The sequence below is a fragment of the Pseudomonas fakonensis genome, from assembly GCF_019139895.1.
Classification (GTDB): domain Bacteria; phylum Pseudomonadota; class Gammaproteobacteria; order Pseudomonadales; family Pseudomonadaceae; genus Aquipseudomonas; species Aquipseudomonas fakonensis.
In genome coordinates, this window is the sequence record NZ_CP077076.1 from 6,128,066 (window position 1) to 6,147,080 (window position 19,015).

Consider the following 19,015-nt stretch of genomic DNA (forward strand, 5'->3'; position numbering starts at 1 on the left):
TGTTGCTCCTAGCTGATAGCGGCGCAGATCAGGTTGATGCCGCGGGCTTGAATGCGGTCGCGTGCCTCCGTGGGCAGGCGATCATCGGTAATAAGGGTATTGACGCTGCCCCAGGGCAGCTCGAGGTTGGGGATCTTGCGCCCGACCTTGTCGGACTCGACCATCACGATCACCTCGCGGGCCACTTCGGCCATGACCCGGCTCAGGCCCAGCAGCTCGTTGAAGGTGGTGGTGCCACGCTCCAGGTCGATGCCGTCGGCACCGATGAACAGCTGGTCGAAATCATAGGAGCGCAGCACCTGCTCGGCCACCTGGCCCTGGAACGACTCCGAATGCGGGTCCCAGGTGCCACCGGTCATCAACAGCACCGGCTCGTGTTCCTGCTCGCTGATGGCGCGGGCCACGTTGAGCGAGTTGGTCATCACCACCAGGCCGGGCTGGCGCCCCAGTTGCGGGATCATCGCCGCGGTGGTGCTGCCACTGTCGATGATGATCCGGGCGTGCTCGCGAATGCGCTCCACGGCGGCCTTGGCGATGGCCTGCTTGTACAGCGACACCGGTTGCACAGCCTCGGCCAGCAGCTCCTGGGGCATGGTCACCGCCCCACCGTAGCGACGCAGCAGCAGGCCGTTGGCCTCCAGGGCGGCAAGGTCCTTGCGGATGGTCACTTCGGAAGTTTCGAAACGCTTGGCCAGGGCGTCGACGCTCACCTCGCCCTGTTCGTTGAGCAGGGTGAGGATATTGTGGCGGCGCTGGGGCGTGTTTCGTTTCGACATTTCGGCTTTAAGTTTCGATTCGAAAGATAAGTGGTGCAATCAAAACCTAAGGCCGCCCTTTAGTCAAGTGCTTACCCTGTAGGAGCCGGCTTGCCGGCTCCTACAGGTACAGCGCATGGCCTTCAGATTGCGCCGTACGTGCCGGGACAAGCCCCTGTGGACAAATAAAAAGACCGGCTTATTCACATAAGCCGGCCTGTGCAAAAAGCGCTGTGGATAACTTAGCTCTTTTTGATTTTCTCTGGCCGCTTCCAGCCTTCGATGTTGCGCTGACGGGCGCGGGCTACGCCCAACTGCCCGGCCGGCACCGCCTGGGTGATGGTCGAACCTGCGGCTGTGGTAGCCCCGGTCTGGATTTCCACAGGCGCCACCAGCGAGTTGTTGGAGCCGATGAACACGTCCTCGCCCATGACGGTCTTGAACTTGTTGGCGCCATCGTAGTTGCAGGTGATGGTGCCGGCGCCGATGTTGCTGCGCGCGCCGATTTCGGCATCGCCCAGGTAGGTCAGGTGGCCGGCCTTGGCGCCTTCGCCCAGGCGGGCGTTCTTCAGCTCGACGAAGTTACCCACATGGGCCTTGGCCTCCAGCACGCTGCCCGGGCGCAGGCGGGCGAACGGGCCGGCATCGCTGCCCTCGCCCATCACCGCGCCATCCAGGTGGGTGTTGGCCTTGATGATCGCGCCCTTGCGCAGGGTGCTGTCCTTGATCACGCAGTTGGGGCCGATCTGCACATCGTCCTCGATGACCACCTTGCCTTCGAGAATCACGTTGATGTCGATCAGCACGTCGCGGCCAACGCTCACCTCGCCGCGCACATCGAAGCGTGCCGGGTCGCGCAGGGTGACGCCCTGGGCCATCAGGCGGCGGCCTTCGCGCAACTGGTAATGGCGTTCAAGCTCCGCCAGCTGGCGGCGGTCGTTGGCGCCCTGCACTTCCATGGCGTCGTGGGGCTGCTCGGTGGCCACCACCAGGCCATCGGCCACGGCCATGGCGATCACGTCGGTGAGGTAGTACTCGCCCTGGGCGTTGTTGTTGGACAGCCGGCCCATCCAGTCGGCCAGGCGTGCGGCGGGCATGGCGAGGATACCGGTGTTGCCTTCCTGGATTGCCTTCTGCGCCTCGGTGGCATCCTTGTGCTCGACGATCGCCTGCACCTGGCCCTGGGCGTCACGCACGATACGACCGTAGCCGGTGGGGTCGGCGAGGTTCACGGTCAGCAGGCCGAGCTGGCTGGCGCTGACCTTGGCCAGCAGGCGCTGCAGGGTGTCCACCTCGATCAGCGGTACATCGCCGTACAGCACCAGCACGGTGTCGGCGCTGATGGCCGGCAGGGCCTGGGCCACGGCGTGGCCGGTACCCAGCTGCTTGTCCTGCAGGACGAAGTTCAGGTCATCGGCAGCCAGGCGCTCGCGCACCAGCTCCGCGCCGTGGCCGATGACCACGTGGATACCCTTGGGCTGCAGCTGGCGGGCGCTGTGGATAACATGGCCGAGCATGGAATTGCCGGCCACCGGGTGCAGCACCTTGGGCAGCGCAGAACGCATGCGGGTGCCTTGGCCTGCGGCGAGAATGACGATATCGAGGGACATTGGCTGGCTACCGATCCTGGGCGGTCAGGGGTGACCGAAGAGGGGAAATTCAGAAAAAGAAAAAGGGTAGCCGAGGCTACCCTTTAACTCAATCGCAACGCAGGTGACCGGCCGTGGCCAGTTACTTGCCTCTGCGCATTTGCTGGACAGTACGCAGCTGAGCTGCGGCCTCGGCCAGACGTGCAGCAGCAGCGCTGTAGTCGAAGTCCGAGCCCTTGGTGTTCAGCGCGTTCTCGGCAGCCTTGAGGGCTTCCTGAGCTTGTGCTTCGTCCAGGTCGGCAGCACGTTGCACGGTGTCGGCAAGAACCTTGACCATGTTCGGCTGCACTTCGAGGAAGCCACCGGAGATGTAGAACACCTCTTGAGTGCCACCCTGCTTGGTCAGCGTGATCGGACCAGGCTTGAGATTGGTGATCAGCGGCGCGTGGCCCGGAGCGATACCAAGATCACCCAGGTTACCGTGCGCAACTACCATCTCGACCAGGCCGGAGAAGATCTCTCCTTCCGCGCTGACGATGTCGCAATGGACTGTCATAGCCATCTGCTTGCCTCAACCTGATTAGCGCCCCTTGCGGGGCGCCGGGATTACAGTTTCTTGGCTTTCTCGATCGCTTCGTCGATGCTGCCGACCATGTAGAACGCTTGTTCTGGCAGGTGGTCGTAGTCACCTTTGAGGATGCCGCTGAAGCCTGCGATGGTGTCCTTGAGCGACACGTACTTGCCTGGCGAACCGGTGAAGACTTCGGCCACGAAGAACGGCTGCGACAGGAAGCGCTGGATCTTACGAGCGCGGGCTACCAGTTGCTTGTCGGTCTCGGACAGTTCGTCCATACCCAGGATCGCGATGATGTCTTTCAGCTCTTTGTAGCGCTGCAGAACATACTGAACGCCACGCGCGGTGTCGTAGTGCTCGTTGCCGATCACGTTCGGGTCCAGCTGGCGCGAAGTCGAGTCCAGTGGGTCGACCGCCGGGTAGATACCCAGGGAGGCGATGTCACGGGACAGAACGACGGTGGCGTCCAGGTGGGCGAAGGTGGTGGCTGGCGACGGGTCGGTCAGGTCGTCCGCAGGTACGTATACGGCCTGGACGGAGGTGATCGAGCCTTCTTTGGTCGAAGTGATGCGCTCTTGCAGAACACCCATCTCTTCGGCCAGGGTCGGCTGGTAACCTACTGCCGAAGGCATACGGCCCAGCAGTGCGGATACTTCGGTACCGGCCAGGGTGTAACGATAGATGTTGTCGACGAACAGCAGAACGTCGTTACCTTCGTCACGGAACTTCTCAGCCATGGTCAGGCCGGTCAGCGCTACGCGCAGACGGTTTCCTGGTGGCTCGTTCATCTGACCGTAGACCAGCGCTACCTTGTCGAGAACGTTGGAGTCCTTCATCTCGTGGTAGAAGTCGTTACCCTCACGAGTACGCTCACCCACACCAGCGAACACGGAGTAACCGCTGTGTTCCATGGCGATGTTACGGATCAGTTCCATCATGTTTACGGTCTTGCCGACACCGGCACCACCGAACAGACCAACCTTACCACCCTTGGCGAACGGGCAAACCAGGTCGATAACCTTGATGCCGGTTTCCAGCAGGTCGTTGCCGCCTGCCTGGTCAGCGAACGAAGGCGCTGGCTGGTGGATACCGCGACGCTCTTCTTCGCCGATCGGGCCGGCTTCGTCGATCGGGTTGCCCAGTACGTCCATGATACGGCCGAGGGTGGCCTTACCAACAGGAACGGAAATGGCAGCGCCGGTGTCAACGACATCCAGACCGCGCTTCAGGCCTTCGGTCGAGCCCATCGCAATGGTACGAACCACGCCGTCGCCCAGCTGCTGCTGAACTTCCAGGGTGGTTTCCGCGCCTTGTACTTTCAGCGCGTTGTAAACACTCGGCACGACGTCACGTGGGAATTCCACGTCGATGACGGCGCCGATGATTTGAACGATACGTCCGCTACTCATAGCTGGATCCTCTGAATTTTTGAACCGTTAAACCGCGGCAGCGCCGCCGACGATTTCCGAGATCTCCTGGGTGATCGCAGCCTGACGCGCCTTGTTGTAGATCAATTGCAGCTCTTTGATCAAATCACCGGCGTTGTCTGTGGCGTTCTTCATGGCGATCATCCGGGCCGCTTGTTCAGCAGCGTTGTTCTCGACCACCGCCTGGTAAACCTGCGACTCCACGTAACGCACCATCAAGCCGTCCAGCAGCTCTTTTGCGTCGGGTTCGTACAGGTAATCCCAGTGATGCTTGAGATCCTGATCCGGGGTTGCCACCAACGGTACCAATTGCTCTACCGTCGGTTTTTGGGTCATGGTGTTGATGAACTTGTTCGAAACCACCGAAAGGCGATCGATACGGCCGTCCAGGTAGGCGTCCAGCATCACTTTGACGGAGCCGATCAGATCGTTGATCGATGGCTCTTCGCCCAGGTGGCTGATCGCGGCTACGACGTTGCCGCCAAAGATGCGGAAGAAAGTCGCACCCTTGCTGCCGATCACGCACAGGTCGATTTCCACGCCCTGTTCGCGGTTTACGCTCATGTCCTTGACCAGGGCCTTGAACAGGTTGGTATTCAAGCCACCGCACAGACCACGGTCACTGCTCACCACGATATAACCGGCGCGCTTTACAGGGCGCTCGATCATGAACGGGTGGCGGTATTCCGGGTTGGCGTTGGCCAGATGACCGATCACCTGGCGGATACGCTCCGCGTAAGGACGGCTAGCAGCCATGCGCATTTGTGCCTTGCGCATCTTGCTGACCGCCACTTTCTCCATGGCGCTGGTAATTTTTTGCGTGCTTTTGATGCTCGCAATCTTACTGCGAATCTCTTTTGCGCCTGCCATGTATCACCTATCAGGTTAGCAAGCGGGGGCCGGAGCCCCCGCTGCGGCTTACCAGGTCTGGGTGGCCTTGAACTTCTCGATACCGGCTTTCATGCCAGCGTCGATTTCGTCGTTGAAGTCACCCTTCACGTTGATCTTGGCCATCAGTTCGGCGTGATCACGGTTGAAGAAGGCGATCAGCGCTTGCTCGAAGCTGCCGACCTTGGAGACTTCTACGTCAGTCAGGAAACCACGCTCAGCGGCGTACAGCGACAGGGCCATGTCGGCGATCGACATTGGCGCGTACTGCTTCTGCTTCATCAGCTCGGTAACGCGCTGACCATGCTCCAGCTGCTTGCGGGTCGCTTCGTCCAGATCGGAAGCGAACTGGGCGAATGCCGCCAGTTCACGGTACTGAGCCAGAGCGGTACGGATACCACCGGACAGTTTCTTGATGATCTTGGTCTGAGCGGCACCACCTACGCGGGATACCGAAACACCGGCGTTCACTGCAGGGCGGATGCCCGAGTTGAACATGGCCGATTCCAGGAAGATCTGACCGTCGGTGATCGAGATCACGTTGGTCGGAACGAACGCGGAAACGTCGCCAGCCTGGGTTTCGATGATCGGCAGAGCGGTCAGGGAACCGGTTTTGCCGGTGACTGCGCCGTTGGTGAACTTCTCGACGTACTCTTCCGAAACGCGCGATGCACGCTCCAGCAGACGGGAGTGGAGATAGAACACGTCGCCTGGGTACGCTTCACGTCCTGGTGGACGGCGCAGCAGCAGGGAGATCTGACGGTAGGCAACGGCCTGCTTGGACAGGTCATCGTAAACGATCAGGGCGTCTTCACCGCGGTCACGGAAGAACTCGCCCATGGTGCAGCCGGCGTATGGCGCCAGGAACTGCAGTGCGGCGGATTCCGAGGCACTGGCAACGACCACGATGGTGTTGGCCAGGGCGCCGGCTTCTTCCAGCTTGCGAACGATGTTGGCAACGGTGGAACGCTTCTGGCCGACAGCAACATAAACACAGAAAATACCGGAGTCTTTCTGGTTGATGATGGCGTCGATGGCCATGGCGGTCTTGCCGATCTGACGGTCACCGATGATCAGCTCGCGCTGGCCACGGCCGACAGGGATCATGGCGTCGACGGACTTGTAGCCAGTCTGTACAGGCTGGTCTACCGACTTACGCCAGATCACGCCCGGGGCTACTTTTTCGACCGCGTCGGTCTGGGTGTTGCCCAGAGGACCTTTGCCGTCGATCGGGTTGCCCAGTGCGTCAACGACGCGGCCCAGCAGTTCCTTACCAACCGGAACTTCCAGGATACGGCCGGTGCACTTGGCGCTCATGCCTTCGGCGAGGGTGTCATAGGCACCCAGGATCACTGCACCTACGGAGTCTTGCTCCAGGTTCAGTGCCATGCCGAACACGCTGCCAGGGAACTCGATCATTTCGCCGTACATGACGTCGGCCAGACCGTGGATCCGCACGATACCGTCGGATACCGAAACAACGGTACCTTCGTTACGGGCTTGGGAGCCGACATCGAGGTTGTCGATGCGGCCCTTGATGATTTCACTAATTTCGGAAGGATTGAGTTGCTGCATTGCTCTGCTGCCCCTTCAAACTCAAGATTTCAATGCTTCGGCCAGTTTCGCGATCTTGCCGCGAACCGAGCCATCGATTACCAGGTCGCCGGCGCGGATGACGACGCCGCCGATCAGGCTGGCATCCTCCGACGCGTGCAGGCGCACTTCCTGGCCTAACCGTGCACTGAGAACCTTGGCGAGTTTGTCTTGCTGTTCTTGGTTCAACGCAAAAGCACTGGTGACTTCCACGTCCACGGATTTCTCTTGCTCGGCCTTGTACAGGTCGAACAGAGCGGCAATCTCCGGCAACAGCAGGAGACGGTCGTTTTCCGCGGCAACATGAATGAAATTCTGTGCCTGAGCATTGAACTTGTCACCGCACACTTCAATGAATGCGGCGGCCTTGTTTGCGCTAGTCAGTTGCGGGGCCTTGAGCAGGCGCTGCATGGTGTCGTCTTGCGACACCGCAGCAGCCAGGCCGAGCATGGCTGACCAATTGGCCAGTTGCTGATGGGCCTGGGCGTGCTCGAAGGCAGCCTTAGCGTAAGGTCGGGCCAACGTGGTCAGTTCTGCCATGATCGCCCTCGCTTAAATTTCAGCGGCCAGTTTGTTAACCAGCTCCGCATGCGCGTTTTGATCGATTGTGGCGCCAAGGATCTTTTCAGCACCGCCAACGGCCAGGGCACCCACTTGGGCACGCAGGGCGTCTTTGACGCTGTTCAGTTCCTGTTCGATCTCGGCTTGAGCCTGAGCCTTCACACGGTCAGCTTCGACGCGAGCCTGTTCACGGGCCTCGTCTACAAGCTGAGCAGCGCGTTTCTTGCTTTGCTCAATGATTTCGGCTGCCTGTGCTTTCGCTTCACGCAGTTGCTGACCCGCTTTCTCTTGGGCCAGCTCCAGGTCGCGAGCTGCGCGGTTGGCAGCGTCCAAGCCGTCTGCAATCTTCTTTTGGCGCTCTTGCAGGGCAGTGATGACCGGAGGCCATACATACTTCATGCAGAAGAGTACAAAAATCAGGAAGGCAACGGATTGGCCAATCAGGGTTGCATTAATGTTCACGCCAACACCTCGCTCGGTCTTTGGTTCATCACAGCTATCAACTCGTGGTTAACGAGTGATTAGCCGGCGATTTGACCAACGAACGGATTCGCGAAGGTGAAGAACAGAGCGATACCAACACCGATCATGGTTACGGCGTCGAGCAGACCGGCAACGATGAACATTTTGACCTGCAGCATTGGAACCATTTCTGGCTGGCGAGCAGCGCCTTCCAGGAACTTGCCGCCCAGCAGGCCGAAACCAATGGCGGTACCCAGAGCACCCAGGCCGATCAGCAGAGCAACAGCGATAGCGGTCAGACCAACTACAGTTTCCATCTTTCCTCCCGACTTTTACGTCGTATTGGTTAGGTTTTTAGTTTGAAGCGGTAAAACAAATCGTTTGGTACAGCATGCCCTTGCGGACTTTTTAAGCCCTCCCCCCGAGCAGGCGGGGCAGGCTATCAGACACGCCAGGCGGTCTTAATGGTTATCTTCGTGGGCCATCGACAGGTAGACGATGGTCAGCATCATGAAGATGAAAGCTTGCAGGGTGATGATCAGGATGTGGAACACAGCCCACGCCCACTGCAGCACCACACCCAGGCCGCTGAGCCAGAGGATGCCAGTACCGAACATCACGGCGATCAGGATGAACACCAGCTCGCCGGCGTACATGTTGCCGAACAGACGCAGTGCCAGCGAGATCGGCTTGGCGATCAGGGTGACGAATTCGAGCAGGAAGTTCACCGGGATCAGCAGGATCTGAACGAAGATGTTCTTGCTGCCGAACGGGTGCAGGGTCAGCTCGCCGATGAAGCCGCCGATGCCCTTGACCTTGATGCTGTAGAAGATGATCAGCGCGAACACGCTCAGGGCCATGCCCAGGGTGGCGTTCGGGTCGGTGGTCGATACCGCGCGGAACGGAATGTGCGGGTCACCGGAGATCAGGATGGCCAGCTGAGGAATCCAGTCGACCGGAACCAGGTCGATGGCGTTCATCAGGAAGACCCAGACGAAGATGGTCAGCGCCAGCGGGGCGATCACCGGGCTGCGGCCATGGAAGGAGTCCTTCACGCTGCCGTGGACGAAGTCCACCAGCACTTCGACGAAGTTCTGCAGGGCACCGGGCTGGCCGGAAGTCGCCTTCTTGGCCGCCATGCGGAAGATGAACAGGAAGATCAGACCCAGCGCAACGGACCAGCCCAGGGTGTCCAGGTGGAACGCCCAGAAGCCCATTGCCTTGGCTTCTGCAGCCGAATGGGCCAAGCCCCAGCTGCCGTCTGGTAGTTGACCGTAGGTCAGGTTCTGCAAGTGGTGCTGGATATAACCCGAAGCGGTTTCTTCTGCCATGGTTGCCTCAAACGCCCTAAGGTCTCGAAAGTCTTTTATTCATCAGCAGGGGCGCGAACCAGCTGACCAAAAGGGTCAGCACGAAGACGCCGAATACTGCCAGCGGCGCCAGTGGCTTCACTCCTGCGAAGGTCAGTGCAAACAGCACTGCCGTCAAAATCATCTTGCCTGCCTCGCCTGCGTAGAACGACTTGACGATGGCCTGCGCCGCCCGGGCCCCGCTGAAGCGAAAAGCCTTCCAGGCGAAATACACATTGGGCAGCCAGCCGATCAGCCCTCCGCAGAGGCCTGAATATCCGCTGACCGCCCCTTTCCACTGCCACAACACCAAGGTTGCCAGCAGCAAAACAACAAATTGAGCCAGCAGTACCGGAAAAACCGCCCAGCGATGGAAAGGCAGGCGGTTTGGCGTGCGGATTTCCATCAAAACTGCTCCTCGAAAGTCGACCACCTAGTCAGTTATGACTTGGCATAATTTGTGCCGACAAAATGCGCGCAGAGTATAGGGGTGGATTAACCCCTATTCAACTATTGGGTAGTGATTTCCGACTGCGCGCTACAACGGGAATTGTTTCAGCGGATGTGAGCAAGCACGCCTTGCAGCTCATCGAGGGAGTTGTAACGGATCACCAACTGGCCCTTGCCCTTGTTGCCATGGCGAATCTGTACTGCAGAGCCCAGGCGCTCTGCCAGCCGCTGTTCAAGGCGGGCGATGTCCGGATCAGGTTTGCTCGCTTCGACCGGCTCAGGTTTGCCGCTCAGCCATTGACGCACCAGTGCCTCGGTTTGGCGCACGGTGAGGCCGCGTGCGACAACATGACGCGCCCCTTCTTCCTGGCGATCTTCCTCAAGGCCGAGCAAGGCACGGGCGTGGCCCATCTCCAGGTCGCCGTGGGCGAGCATGGTCTTGATCGCCTCGGGCAGCGAGATCAGGCGCAGCAGGTTGGCCACGGTCACCCGCGACTTGCCGACGGCATCGGCCACCTGCTGCTGGGTGAGTTCGAACTCCTGCTGCAGGCGCTGCAGGGCCAGGGCCTCTTCCAGCGGGTTGAGGTCCTCGCGCTGGATGTTCTCGATCAGCGCCATGGCGATGGCGGCTTCGTCGGGCACTTCGCGGACCATGGCCGGGACGGTGTCCAGGCCTGCCTGTTGCGTGGCGCGCCAACGGCGTTCGCCAGCGATGATCTCGTAGCGGTCGCCGCCGATCGGGCGGACCACGATCGGTTGCATGACACCGTGGGTGCGGATCGAGTGCGCCAGTTCTTCGAGCGCCTGCGGGTCCATGTCGCGGCGTGGCTGGTACTTGCCGCGCTGGATCAGCTCCACCGGCAGCTGTTGCAGTTCTTTCTGGTCGATCTTGACCGCCTGCTCTTCGAGCGCGCTGACGGAAGGACCACTGAGCAGAGCATCCAACCCACGTCCGAGACCGCGTTTCTTGATGGCCATGCGGATTCCTTAAGTTGTTTGTGCAGTGCGTGATGGACGGCGCTGGCGACGCACCAGTTCCCCGGCCAGGGCCAGATAGGCCAGTGCACCGCGGGACTGCTTGTCGTAGGCCAGGGCCGGCATGCCGAAGCTAGGCGCCTCGGCCAGGCGAATGTTGCGCGGGATCACCGTATCGTACAGCTGCTCGCCGAAGTGCTCCTTGAGCTGCGCCGAAACATCGTTGTTCAGGCTCAGGCGCGGGTCGTACATGGTGCGCAGCAGGCCTTCGATCTTCAGCTCCGGGTTAAGCCGGGCAGCGATGCGCTTGATGTTATCCACAAGGTCGCTCAAACCTTCGAGTGCGTAGTACTCGCACTGCATGGGGATGATCACCCCATCGGAGGCGACCAGGGCGTTGAGCGTCAGCATCGACAGCGACGGCGGGCAGTCGATGAGGATGTAGTCGTAGTTCTCGCGGATCGGCGCCAGTGCGTTGCGCAGGCGGCTCTCCTTCATCTGCATTTCCAGCAGCACCACTTCGGCGGCGGTCAGGTCGCGGTTGGCCGGCAGCAGCTGGAAATTACCGTGTTCGGAGTACTGCATGGCCTGGGCCAGGTCGCATTCCCCGATCAACAAGTCGTACACCGAGTGCTCGAGCTCGTGTTTATCCACACCGCTGCCCATGGTGGCGTTGCCCTGTGGATCGAGGTCGATCAGCAGCACGCGACGCTTGGTCGCGGCCAGCGATGCGGCGAGATTGATACAGGTGGTGGTCTTGCCCACACCACCTTTCTGGTTCGCGATTGCGAATACCTTAGCCATTGTTGCGTGTGTTCCCAGTCATGCCTTGCGGCGCAGTATCAGCAGGTGGCGCTGGCCCTGGCAACCTGGAACGGTCAGGGCCTGCTCGCTTTCCACTGTGAAGTCTGCGGGCAATGCTACCAGTTCGTCGGCAGGATGCAGCCCCTTCATTGCAAGCCATTGCGTACGGGCGTCACCCAGGTGGCGGGTCCAGTTGGTGAAATTCTCCATGCTGCTGAAGGCGCGGGAGATGATTCCGCAGAACGGCTGCTCAGGCTGCACCTCTTCGACCCGGCTGTGGATAACTGTGAGGTTATCCAGTTTCAGCTCCATCTTCACCTGGGTGAGGAAGCGGGTTTTCTTGCCGTTGCTGTCGAGCACGGTCACCTGCTTGTGCGGGTGCAGGATAGCCAGGGGGATGCCCGGCATGCCGCCGCCGCTGCCGACATCCAGCCAGCGCTGGGTGTCGCTGTGGATAAACGGCATGACGCTGAGGCTGTCGAGCAGGTGGCGCGAGACCATCTCGTCGGGGTCGCGCACGGCGGTCAGGTTGTAGGCCTTGTTCCATTTGATCAGCAGGGCCAGGTAGCCCAGCAGCAACTCGTGCTGCTGCGCGCTCAGCTCGACTCCGAGCTGGCGCGCACCTGTGGACAACTCTTCGGCGTGTTGCGGGGTGACCAGGGAACTCAAGCGCTTTGCTCCAATTCGCGGCCTGCGCCGCGTTTTTTCAAGTGAATCAGCAGCAGCGAGATCGCCGCTGGCGTTACGCCGGGAATACGCGAAGCCTGGCCGAGGGTCTCGGGGCGGGTTTGCTCGAGCTTGCCCTGGATCTCCTTGGACAGCCCGGAAATCGTCGTGTAATCGATATCCACAGGCAGGCGGGTGTCTTCGCTGGCGCGCAGGCGGGCGATTTCTTCCTGCTGGCGGTCAATGTAGCCGGCGTACTTGGTCTTGATCTCGACCTGTTCGGCCACTTGCGGGTCGATCACCTCGCCGCCGGTCGCCTCGATCAGCCCAGCGTAGTCGACTTCCGGGCGGGCCAGCAGGTTGAGCAGGCTGTATTCGTGGGCCAGCGGCGTGCCGAACTTATCCACAATGGCCTGGCCTTGCGCAGTATTCGGCCGCACCCAGGTGCTTTTCAGGCGCTGTTCTTCGCGCTCGATACCTTCGCGCTTGGTGCAGAACGCCGCCCAGCGCTCATCGTCGATCAGGCCCAGCTCGCGGCCCTTCTCGGTCAGGCGCAGGTCGGCGTTGTCCTCGCGCAGGATCAGCCGGTATTCGGCGCGCGAAGTGAACATGCGGTACGGCTCCTGGGTACCCAGGGTAATCAGGTCGTCCACCAGCACACCGATGTACGCCTCGTCGCGCCGCGGGCACCAGCTTTCACGGCCCTGGGCGCGCAGCGCGGCGTTGGTACCGGCCAGCAGGCCCTGGGCGCCGGCTTCTTCGTAGCCGGTGGTGCCGTTGATCTGGCCGGCGAAGAACAGGCCGCCGATGACTTTGGTCTCGAGGCTGTACTTGAGGTCGCGCGGGTCGAAGTAGTCGTACTCGATGGCGTAGCCCGGGCGCACGATGTGGGCGTTTTCCAGGCCGCGCATCGAGCGCACGATCTCAAGCTGCACGTCGAACGGCAGCGAGGTCGAGATGCCGTTGGGGTAAAGCTCGTGGGTGGTCAGGCCTTCCGGCTCGATGAACACCTGGTGGCTTTCCTTGTCGGCAAAGCGGTGGATCTTGTCTTCGATCGACGGGCAGTAGCGCGGGCCAACACCTTCGATCACGCCCGAGTACATCGGCGAGCGGTCCAGGTTCGAGGCAATGATTTCGTGGGTGCGCGCGTTGGTGTGGGTGATCCAGCAGCTCACCTGGCGCGGGTGCATCTGGGCGTTGCCCATGAACGACATCACCGGGATCGGCGTGTCACCCGGTTGCTCGCTCATCACCGAGAAGTCCACCGAGCGGCCGTCGATACGCGGCGGGGTGCCGGTTTTCAGCCGGCCGACGCGCAGCGGCAGTTCGCGCATGCGGTTGGCCAGGGCATTGGCGGGCGGGTCGCCGGCGCGGCCACCGGAGTAATTCTGCAGGCCGATGTGGATAAGCCCGCCGAGGAAGGTGCCGCTGGTCAGTACCACCGAGTCGGCGAGAAAGCGCAGGCCCATTTGCGTGACCACGCCCTTGACCTGGTCCTGCTCGACGATCAGGTCATCACAGGATTGCTGGAATATCCACAGGTTCGGCTGGTTTTCCAGGATTTCACGCACCACCGCCTTGTAGATGGCGCGGTCGGCCTGTGCGCGGGTGGCGCGCACTGCCGGGCCCTTGCGGTTGTTCAGGATGCGGAACTGGATGCCGCTCTTGTCGGTGGCCAGCGCCATGGCGCCGCCGAGCGCATCGATTTCCTTGACCAGGTGGCTCTTGCCGATGCCACCGATGGCCGGGTTGCAGCTCATGTGACCGAGGGTTTCCACGTTATGGGTCAGCAGCAGGGTTTTCGCACCCATGCGTGCAGACGCAAGCGCAGCCTCGGTACCGGCATGGCCGCCGCCGATGACGATCACTTCAAAACGGGAAGGGAAATCCACCACGCACCTCGTGCCTGTTTTCGCGAATAGAGAAGGTAAGCGGACAAGTATAGGGACTTAGCCCCCTTCAAAGAAACCTTCTGAGCAAAATTTGACCAGTCTGTGGATGAATGGCCGGTAAAAGTAAACAAAGAGAAAAAATACATAAAAGCTTTGTTTTTATGTTTATGTTTAGGGACCTATCCACATGTGGATAAGTGCTCATAACCCAGTATTGGTAAGGCTTACAGGATTTCATAACCCTGTGCCGTAAGGGGGTTGAGGGGTATGGATAACCGCGTTTAACCTGTGGATGAAAGTACCTGTTACCCACAGGCGAGGTTTTGCTCAGAAAAAAAGCCGGGTTATCAACGGAGCTGATGGCTAGTTTTCCACAGAGCTTACGCGCTCGCACTCCAGCCTGTGGATGAAGCTGTAGGAGAAGGCTTGCCTGCGATAGGGCCAGTACAGGCAAACTTTTCTGCAGACGAAAAAAAACCGCCCCATCAGGAGCGGTTCCGTTCAGAACTGCTTTGCCGTCACTTGCCGATACAGAAGCTCGAGAAAATCCGCCCCAGCAGGTCATCCGAGCTGAATGCGCCGGTAATTTCCCCCAACGCTTGCTGCGCCTGGCGCAAATCCTCGGCTAGCAGCTCACCAGCCCCCGCCAGGGTCAACTGCGCCCGCCCGTGCTCCAGGTGCTCACTGGCCCGGCGCAACGCCTCCAGGTGCCGCCGGCGCGCACTGAAGCTGCTCTCGGCGGTCTGTTCATAACCCATGCAGGCCTTCAGGTGATCGCGCAGCAGGTCCAGACCCTGGTCGCTGTCGTGGGCACTGAGGGTGATGGTCACGTGGCCATCTTCGCTCTGCTGCAACCCGACCACCTCACCACTGAGATCTGCCTTGTTGCGGATCAGCGTGACCTTGGCCGGGTCTGGCCGTTGGTCGAGAAATTCCGGCCACAAGGCGAACGGGTCGCAGGCTTCAGGCGCGGTGGAGTCCACCACCAGCAACACCCGGTCAGCCTCGCCAATGGCCTTCAGCGCGCGCTCCACGCCGATTTTTTCCACATGGTCGTCGGTATCGCGTAGGCCGGCGGTGTCCACCACGTGCAGCGGCATGCCGTCGATGTGGATATGTTCACGCAGGATGTCCCGGGTGGTGCCGGCGATATCGGTAACGATCGCCGCTTCACGGCCGGCCAGCTGGTTGAGCAGGCTGGATTTGCCAGCATTCGGACGGCCGGCAATCACCACGGTCATGCCATCGCGCAGCAAGGCGCCCTGCCCGGCTTCACGCTGCACTGTGGACAAGTCCTCGCGCACCGTATCGAGCATGCCCAGCACATGGCCGTCGGCGAGAAAATCAATTTCTTCTTCCGGGAAGTCGATGGCCGCCTCGACGTAGATGCGCAGCGCAATCAACGCCTCGGTGAGGTCATGCACACGCTTGGAGAACGCCCCCTGCAGCGAACGCAGGGCGTTGCGGGCTGCTTGCGTTGAGCTGGCTTCGATCAGGTCGGCGATGGCTTCGGCCTGGGCCAGGTCGAGCTTGTCGTTGAGGAACGCGCGTTCGCTGAACTCCCCGGGGCGTGCCAGGCGGCAACCCAACTGCAGGCAACGCTGCAGCAGCATGTCCATCACTACCGGGCCACCGTGGCCTTGCAGCTCCAGCACATCTTCGCCGGTGAACGAGTTCGGCCCGGGAAAGAACAGCGCGATGCCTTCGTCCAGCACCAGGCCTTCGGCGTCGCGGAACGGGCCATAGTGGGCGTGGCGCGGGGTCAGGTTGCGGCCGGTGATGGCAAGGCCGGCCTGGCTGGCCAGTGGCCCTGACAAACGGACGATACCCACACCGCCGCGGCCCTGGGCGGTGGCAATGGCGGCGATGGTTTCACGCACAGTGTTCATGCTCGAAGCCTCTAAACAAATACGACAGATAGCAAAAACGCCCCACGAGGGGGCGTTTTATTCACAGGCTAGACGATCAGCCCGTCAAGCAGCAGCGTTCTTGCTGGCTGCTTCGATGCGACGGGTAATGAACCACTGCTGCGAAATCGACAGGCAGTTGTTCACAACCCAGTACAGCACCAGGCCGGCCGGGAACCAGAGGAAGAAGAAGGTGAAGATGATCGGCATCATTTTCATGACCTTCGCCTGCATCGGGTCCGGCGGCGTCGGGTTCAGGCGCTGCTGGATGAACATGGTGGCGCCCATGATGATCGGCAGGATGAAGAACGGATCCTTGATCGACAGGTCGGTGATCCACAGCATCCACGGGGCCTGGCGCATTTCCACGCTTTCCAGCAGTACCCAGTACAGGGCCAGGAATACCGGCATCTGCACCAGGATCGGCAGGCAGCCGCCCAGCGGGTTGATCTTCTCTTTCTTGTACAGCTCCATCATCGCCTGGGACAGCTTCTGGCGATCGTCACCGAAGCGTTCCTTGAGCTGGGCGAGCTTCGGCGCCACGGCACGCATGCGCGCCATCGAGCGATAGCTGGCAGCCGACAGCGGGAAGAACAGGCCCTTGATGAGCATGGTCAGCACGATGATCGACCAGCCCCAGTTACCCAGCAGGCTGTGGATATGTTGCAGCAGCCAGAAGATCGGCTGGGCGATGAACCACAGGAAGCCGTAGTCGACGGTCAGTTCCAGGCCTGGGGACAACTCCTTGAGCTTGGACTGGATCTTCGGGCCGGCGTACAGCATGGCGCTGGTTTCGGCCTTGGCGCCGGCAGGCACGCTGATGGCCGGGCCGGTGTAGCCGATGATGTAGTTGCCCTGGCTGTCCTTGCGGGTCTGCACGGCGTTGTTGTCCGACTTGGCCGGAATCCATGCAGTCACGAAGTAGTGTTGCAGCCAGGCGACCCAACCGCCGGACACATTTTCTTTCAAACCGCCCTTGTCCATGTCTTTCATCGACACTTTCTTGTACGGCTCGGAAGCTGTCCACAGGGCAGCGCCCAGGTAGGTTGCGGTACCGGTGGCGGTGCTGGAGGACGGATCGGAGCTGGCGTCACGCTTGAGCTGGGCAAACAGGTTGCCGTTCCAGGCCTGGCCGCTCTGGTTGTCGATCAGGTAGCTGACGGTCAGGTCGTACTCACCGCGCTTGAAGCTGAAGCGCTTGATGTAGTTGACGCCGTTGTCGCTGAACTTCAGGTCGACGACCAGTTGATCCTGGCCGTCGGCCAGCTGGAAGCTCTTGGCTTCGGCGGCATACAGCGGGCGACCGCTGCTGCGGGCATCCGGACCGTTAGCGCCGGTCAGGCCGGACTGCGCCAGGTAGACACGTTCGCCGCCGTTATCGAACAGCTGGAACGGAATCTCCGGGTGGTCCTGGCGACGCGGGTACTTGGGCAGGGTCAGCTGGACGATGTCGCCACCGACCGGGTCGATAGCCAGTTCCAGGACGTCGGTCTTGACCCGGATCAGGTCCTTGCTGACCGCGACCGGGGCGAGTTCCGCCGGGGTGGATTCAGCATTGGCGCTCGGCACATCGGCGCTGGCGCCGGCGTTGCCGGCCGGGACGGTGTCCGGCAGGGCCGGGGCAGCAGTGCTGGCAGCAGTATTCTGAGTCGGCAGGGCAGCCTGGCCGTAGTCCTGGTTCCACTTGAGGACCATGACGTAGGACACGATTGCCAGGGCGACGATCAGGATCGTGCGTTTAATATCCATGATTACTCGGCTATCGAAGAAGTTCGGGAGGAAGGAGCTGGTGGAACAGGGTCGAAACCGCCGTCGTTCCACGGATGACAACGCCCCAGGCGACGAACGGCCAGCCACCCACCACGCAACAAGCCATGGTTTTCGATGGCTTCGTATGCATAACAGGAACAGCTGGGATAGAAACGACAGTGACTGGCCATCAGAGGACTGATGGCGTAACGGTAGAACTGGATCGGAACGAGGGCCAGTTTACGCATCGTGACTGTCTACCCCTGCAGGATCGGCATTCGCCGCTGGAGAGGGTCGACTGCGGACCAGTCGCTTCCAGAGCTTGCCAAAGTGTTGGTGCAATTCTGGGTTTTCCACTTCGCCCAACCCCTTGCGTGCAACGATCACGATATCCAGACCCGCCAACGACTGCTGGTTCAGGCGGAATGAATCGCGCATCAGGCGTTTCAGGCGATTGCGTTGAACGGCGAGCTTGACGCTCTTCTTGCCGATCACCAAGCCGAGGCGTGGGTGATCAAGGCCGTTCTCGCGGGCAAGGATAAGCAGGTTTTTCCCTGGAACCTTGCCGGTTGGGGAGTCGAAGACCGCTTTGAAGTGTCGGGGTGTAAGCAGTCGCTTTTCCCGACTGAAGTCCTGACTCACCACCAGTGCCGAAAAATCAAACGGCCAGACGCTTACGGCCTTTGGCACGACGACGCGACAGAACGGCACGGCCGTTCTTGGTAGCCATACGGGCACGGAAACCGTGGGTGCGGGCGCGCTTGATGGTGCTTGGTTGGAAAGTACGTTTCATGGCGTGTTACCTGGGTTAGTCGACAACGGGCCGGAAGGGCCCCCTTTTTAAGAGATCGGCGATTCTAGAGAAAGCAAGCCAATAGGTCAATTTCCAACCAGCCTTTCCTTAATGAAGGTGCTCGACGGTGGAGGGAAGGTTTCGCTTGCCTGGCAGGCGAGACGCAGCACAACATGAAAAAAATAAAGATGCATATAAAAAGCTTTTCTGAAGAACTTATAAAGCTTAAGTGGATAACCTTCTGTGGATAACCACTTACAGCCCAGTATTTAAGCCGTGTACAGAGATTCAAAACCTTGTCGGTAACAGGTGCGGCTGTTGTGCTGGACATGCGCACAAGCTGTGCAGGAAAGGCCTGTTTATCCACAGGTGATTTATCCACAGGGTCGAACCCAGGGTTGTGCATAGCACTCATGTAGCGTTATCCACAGGGCTTATTCACATGGGTTGGCGCCATATTCGTCAGTTTTTGGCGGGTATGTCGGTGTTGCACAGGCCCTGATATGTGGATAACTGACCTCTTGCCCGGTACAATGGCGGTTTGTTTTTGCCTCATCCGGCTTTCAACTCAGGGGATATCC

At 60.5% G+C, this 19,015-nt stretch carries 20 protein-coding genes; all 20 read right to left on the bottom strand.

Annotated features, from left to right (window positions below):
* Positions 1-8 precede the first annotated feature (8 nt).
* Positions 9-776, bottom strand: coding sequence for a DeoR/GlpR family DNA-binding transcription regulator (locus tag KSS94_RS27060; protein ID WP_217841066.1), 768 nt, complete (start codon positions 774-776; stop codon positions 9-11).
* 221 nt (positions 777-997) lie between these two features.
* Positions 998-2,365, bottom strand: a complete 1,368-nt coding sequence (glmU, locus tag KSS94_RS27065) for a bifunctional UDP-N-acetylglucosamine diphosphorylase/glucosamine-1-phosphate N-acetyltransferase GlmU (protein ID WP_217841067.1) — start codon at positions 2,363-2,365, stop codon at positions 998-1,000.
* Positions 2,366-2,486: 121 nt separating this feature from the next.
* Positions 2,487-2,906: a F0F1 ATP synthase subunit epsilon gene (locus tag KSS94_RS27070; RefSeq protein ID WP_217841068.1), complete on the bottom strand. Its 420-nt coding sequence runs from the start codon at positions 2,904-2,906 to the stop codon at positions 2,487-2,489.
* Between the two features lie 44 nt (positions 2,907-2,950).
* Entirely contained in the window at positions 2,951-4,327 is a 1,377-nt protein-coding gene (gene atpD, locus KSS94_RS27075) for a F0F1 ATP synthase subunit beta (protein ID WP_016489910.1), read from the bottom strand.
* Positions 4,328-4,354: 27 nt separating this feature from the next.
* On the bottom strand, positions 4,355-5,215 hold the full coding sequence (gene atpG / locus KSS94_RS27080; protein ID WP_054893005.1) for a F0F1 ATP synthase subunit gamma: 861 nt from the start codon (positions 5,213-5,215) through the stop codon (positions 4,355-4,357).
* A gap of 48 nt (positions 5,216-5,263) precedes the next feature.
* Positions 5,264-6,808, bottom strand: a complete 1,545-nt coding sequence (gene atpA, locus KSS94_RS27085) for a F0F1 ATP synthase subunit alpha (RefSeq protein ID WP_217841069.1) — start codon at positions 6,806-6,808, stop codon at positions 5,264-5,266.
* Between the two features lie 21 nt (positions 6,809-6,829).
* On the bottom strand, positions 6,830-7,366 hold the full coding sequence (locus KSS94_RS27090) for a F0F1 ATP synthase subunit delta (protein WP_217841070.1): 537 nt from the start codon (positions 7,364-7,366) through the stop codon (positions 6,830-6,832).
* A 12-nt stretch (positions 7,367-7,378) separates the two neighbouring features.
* Complete coding sequence (locus tag KSS94_RS27095) at positions 7,379-7,849, bottom strand: F0F1 ATP synthase subunit B (protein WP_217841071.1); 471 nt, start codon at positions 7,847-7,849, stop codon at positions 7,379-7,381.
* Positions 7,850-7,908: 59 nt separating this feature from the next.
* Complete coding sequence (gene atpE, locus KSS94_RS27100) at positions 7,909-8,166, bottom strand: F0F1 ATP synthase subunit C (protein ID WP_003097235.1); 258 nt, start codon at positions 8,164-8,166, stop codon at positions 7,909-7,911.
* Between the two features lie 144 nt (positions 8,167-8,310).
* Positions 8,311-9,180 carry a F0F1 ATP synthase subunit A gene (gene atpB / locus KSS94_RS27105; RefSeq protein ID WP_217841072.1) on the bottom strand — a complete coding sequence of 290 codons (870 nt, stop codon included), beginning with the start codon at positions 9,178-9,180 and terminating at the stop codon, positions 8,311-8,313.
* A gap of 16 nt (positions 9,181-9,196) precedes the next feature.
* Entirely contained in the window at positions 9,197-9,604 is a 408-nt protein-coding gene (locus tag KSS94_RS27110) for a F0F1 ATP synthase subunit I (protein ID WP_217841073.1), read from the bottom strand.
* A gap of 149 nt (positions 9,605-9,753) precedes the next feature.
* Entirely contained in the window at positions 9,754-10,626 is an 873-nt protein-coding gene (locus KSS94_RS27115) for a ParB/RepB/Spo0J family partition protein (protein WP_217841074.1), read from the bottom strand.
* Positions 10,627-10,635: 9 nt separating this feature from the next.
* Positions 10,636-11,427, bottom strand: coding sequence for a ParA family protein (locus KSS94_RS27120; RefSeq protein WP_217841075.1), 792 nt, complete (start codon positions 11,425-11,427; stop codon positions 10,636-10,638).
* A gap of 18 nt (positions 11,428-11,445) precedes the next feature.
* On the bottom strand, positions 11,446-12,096 hold the full coding sequence (gene rsmG / locus KSS94_RS27125) for a 16S rRNA (guanine(527)-N(7))-methyltransferase RsmG (RefSeq protein ID WP_186670178.1): 651 nt from the start codon (positions 12,094-12,096) through the stop codon (positions 11,446-11,448).
* Entirely contained in the window at positions 12,093-13,985 is a 1,893-nt protein-coding gene (gene mnmG / locus KSS94_RS27130) for a tRNA uridine-5-carboxymethylaminomethyl(34) synthesis enzyme MnmG (protein WP_217841076.1), read from the bottom strand. Before mnmG ends, rsmG begins: the two co-directional genes overlap by 4 nt.
* A gap of 518 nt (positions 13,986-14,503) precedes the next feature.
* Positions 14,504-15,874: a tRNA uridine-5-carboxymethylaminomethyl(34) synthesis GTPase MnmE gene (mnmE, locus tag KSS94_RS27135; RefSeq protein WP_217841077.1), complete on the bottom strand. Its 1,371-nt coding sequence runs from the start codon at positions 15,872-15,874 to the stop codon at positions 14,504-14,506.
* A gap of 84 nt (positions 15,875-15,958) precedes the next feature.
* On the bottom strand, positions 15,959-17,641 hold the full coding sequence (gene yidC, locus KSS94_RS27140; protein WP_217841078.1) for a membrane protein insertase YidC: 1,683 nt from the start codon (positions 17,639-17,641) through the stop codon (positions 15,959-15,961).
* 2 nt (positions 17,642-17,643) lie between these two features.
* Positions 17,644-17,889, bottom strand: coding sequence for a membrane protein insertion efficiency factor YidD (gene yidD / locus KSS94_RS27145; protein WP_011536514.1), 246 nt, complete (start codon positions 17,887-17,889; stop codon positions 17,644-17,646).
* Positions 17,882-18,286 (bottom strand): ribonuclease P protein component, encoded by a 405-nt coding sequence (gene rnpA / locus KSS94_RS27150; protein ID WP_217843679.1) that lies wholly within the window; start codon positions 18,284-18,286, stop codon positions 17,882-17,884. Before rnpA ends, yidD begins: the two co-directional genes overlap by 8 nt.
* Positions 18,287-18,299: 13 nt before the next feature.
* Positions 18,300-18,434 (bottom strand): 50S ribosomal protein L34, encoded by a 135-nt coding sequence (rpmH, locus tag KSS94_RS27155; protein WP_002551315.1) that lies wholly within the window; start codon positions 18,432-18,434, stop codon positions 18,300-18,302.
* Between the last annotated feature and the right edge of the window lie 581 nt (positions 18,435-19,015).

Bases quoted from the DNA above. Each gene is read 5' to 3' on its own strand.
- KSS94_RS27110 (WP_217841073.1), bottom strand. From the start codon at position 9,604: ATGGAAATCCGCACGCCAAACCGCCTGCCTTTCCATCGCTGGGCGGTT.
- rpmH (WP_002551315.1), bottom strand. From the start codon at position 18,434: ATGAAACGTACTTTCCAACCAAGCACCATCAAGCGCGCCCGCACCCAC.
- atpG (WP_054893005.1), bottom strand. From the start codon at position 5,215: ATGGCAGGCGCAAAAGAGATTCGCAGTAAGATTGCGAGCATCAAAAGC.
- KSS94_RS27115 (WP_217841074.1), bottom strand. From the start codon at position 10,626: ATGGCCATCAAGAAACGCGGTCTCGGACGTGGGTTGGATGCTCTGCTC.
- yidD (WP_011536514.1), bottom strand. From the start codon at position 17,889: ATGCGTAAACTGGCCCTCGTTCCGATCCAGTTCTACCGTTACGCCATC.
- mnmE (WP_217841077.1), bottom strand. From the start codon at position 15,874: ATGAACACTGTGCGTGAAACCATCGCCGCCATTGCCACCGCCCAGGGC.
- yidC (WP_217841078.1), bottom strand. From the start codon at position 17,641: ATGGATATTAAACGCACGATCCTGATCGTCGCCCTGGCAATCGTGTCC.
- KSS94_RS27060 (WP_217841066.1), bottom strand. From the start codon at position 776: ATGTCGAAACGAAACACGCCCCAGCGCCGCCACAATATCCTCACCCTG.
- atpA (WP_217841069.1), bottom strand. From the start codon at position 6,808: ATGCAGCAACTCAATCCTTCCGAAATTAGTGAAATCATCAAGGGCCGC.
- KSS94_RS27070 (WP_217841068.1), bottom strand. From the start codon at position 2,906: ATGGCTATGACAGTCCATTGCGACATCGTCAGCGCGGAAGGAGAGATC.
- glmU (WP_217841067.1), bottom strand. From the start codon at position 2,365: ATGTCCCTCGATATCGTCATTCTCGCCGCAGGCCAAGGCACCCGCATG.
- atpE (WP_003097235.1), bottom strand. From the start codon at position 8,166: ATGGAAACTGTAGTTGGTCTGACCGCTATCGCTGTTGCTCTGCTGATC.
- KSS94_RS27120 (WP_217841075.1), bottom strand. From the start codon at position 11,427: ATGGCTAAGGTATTCGCAATCGCGAACCAGAAAGGTGGTGTGGGCAAG.
- atpB (WP_217841072.1), bottom strand. From the start codon at position 9,180: ATGGCAGAAGAAACCGCTTCGGGTTATATCCAGCACCACTTGCAGAAC.
- atpD (WP_016489910.1), bottom strand. From the start codon at position 4,327: ATGAGTAGCGGACGTATCGTTCAAATCATCGGCGCCGTCATCGACGTG.
- KSS94_RS27090 (WP_217841070.1), bottom strand. From the start codon at position 7,366: ATGGCAGAACTGACCACGTTGGCCCGACCTTACGCTAAGGCTGCCTTC.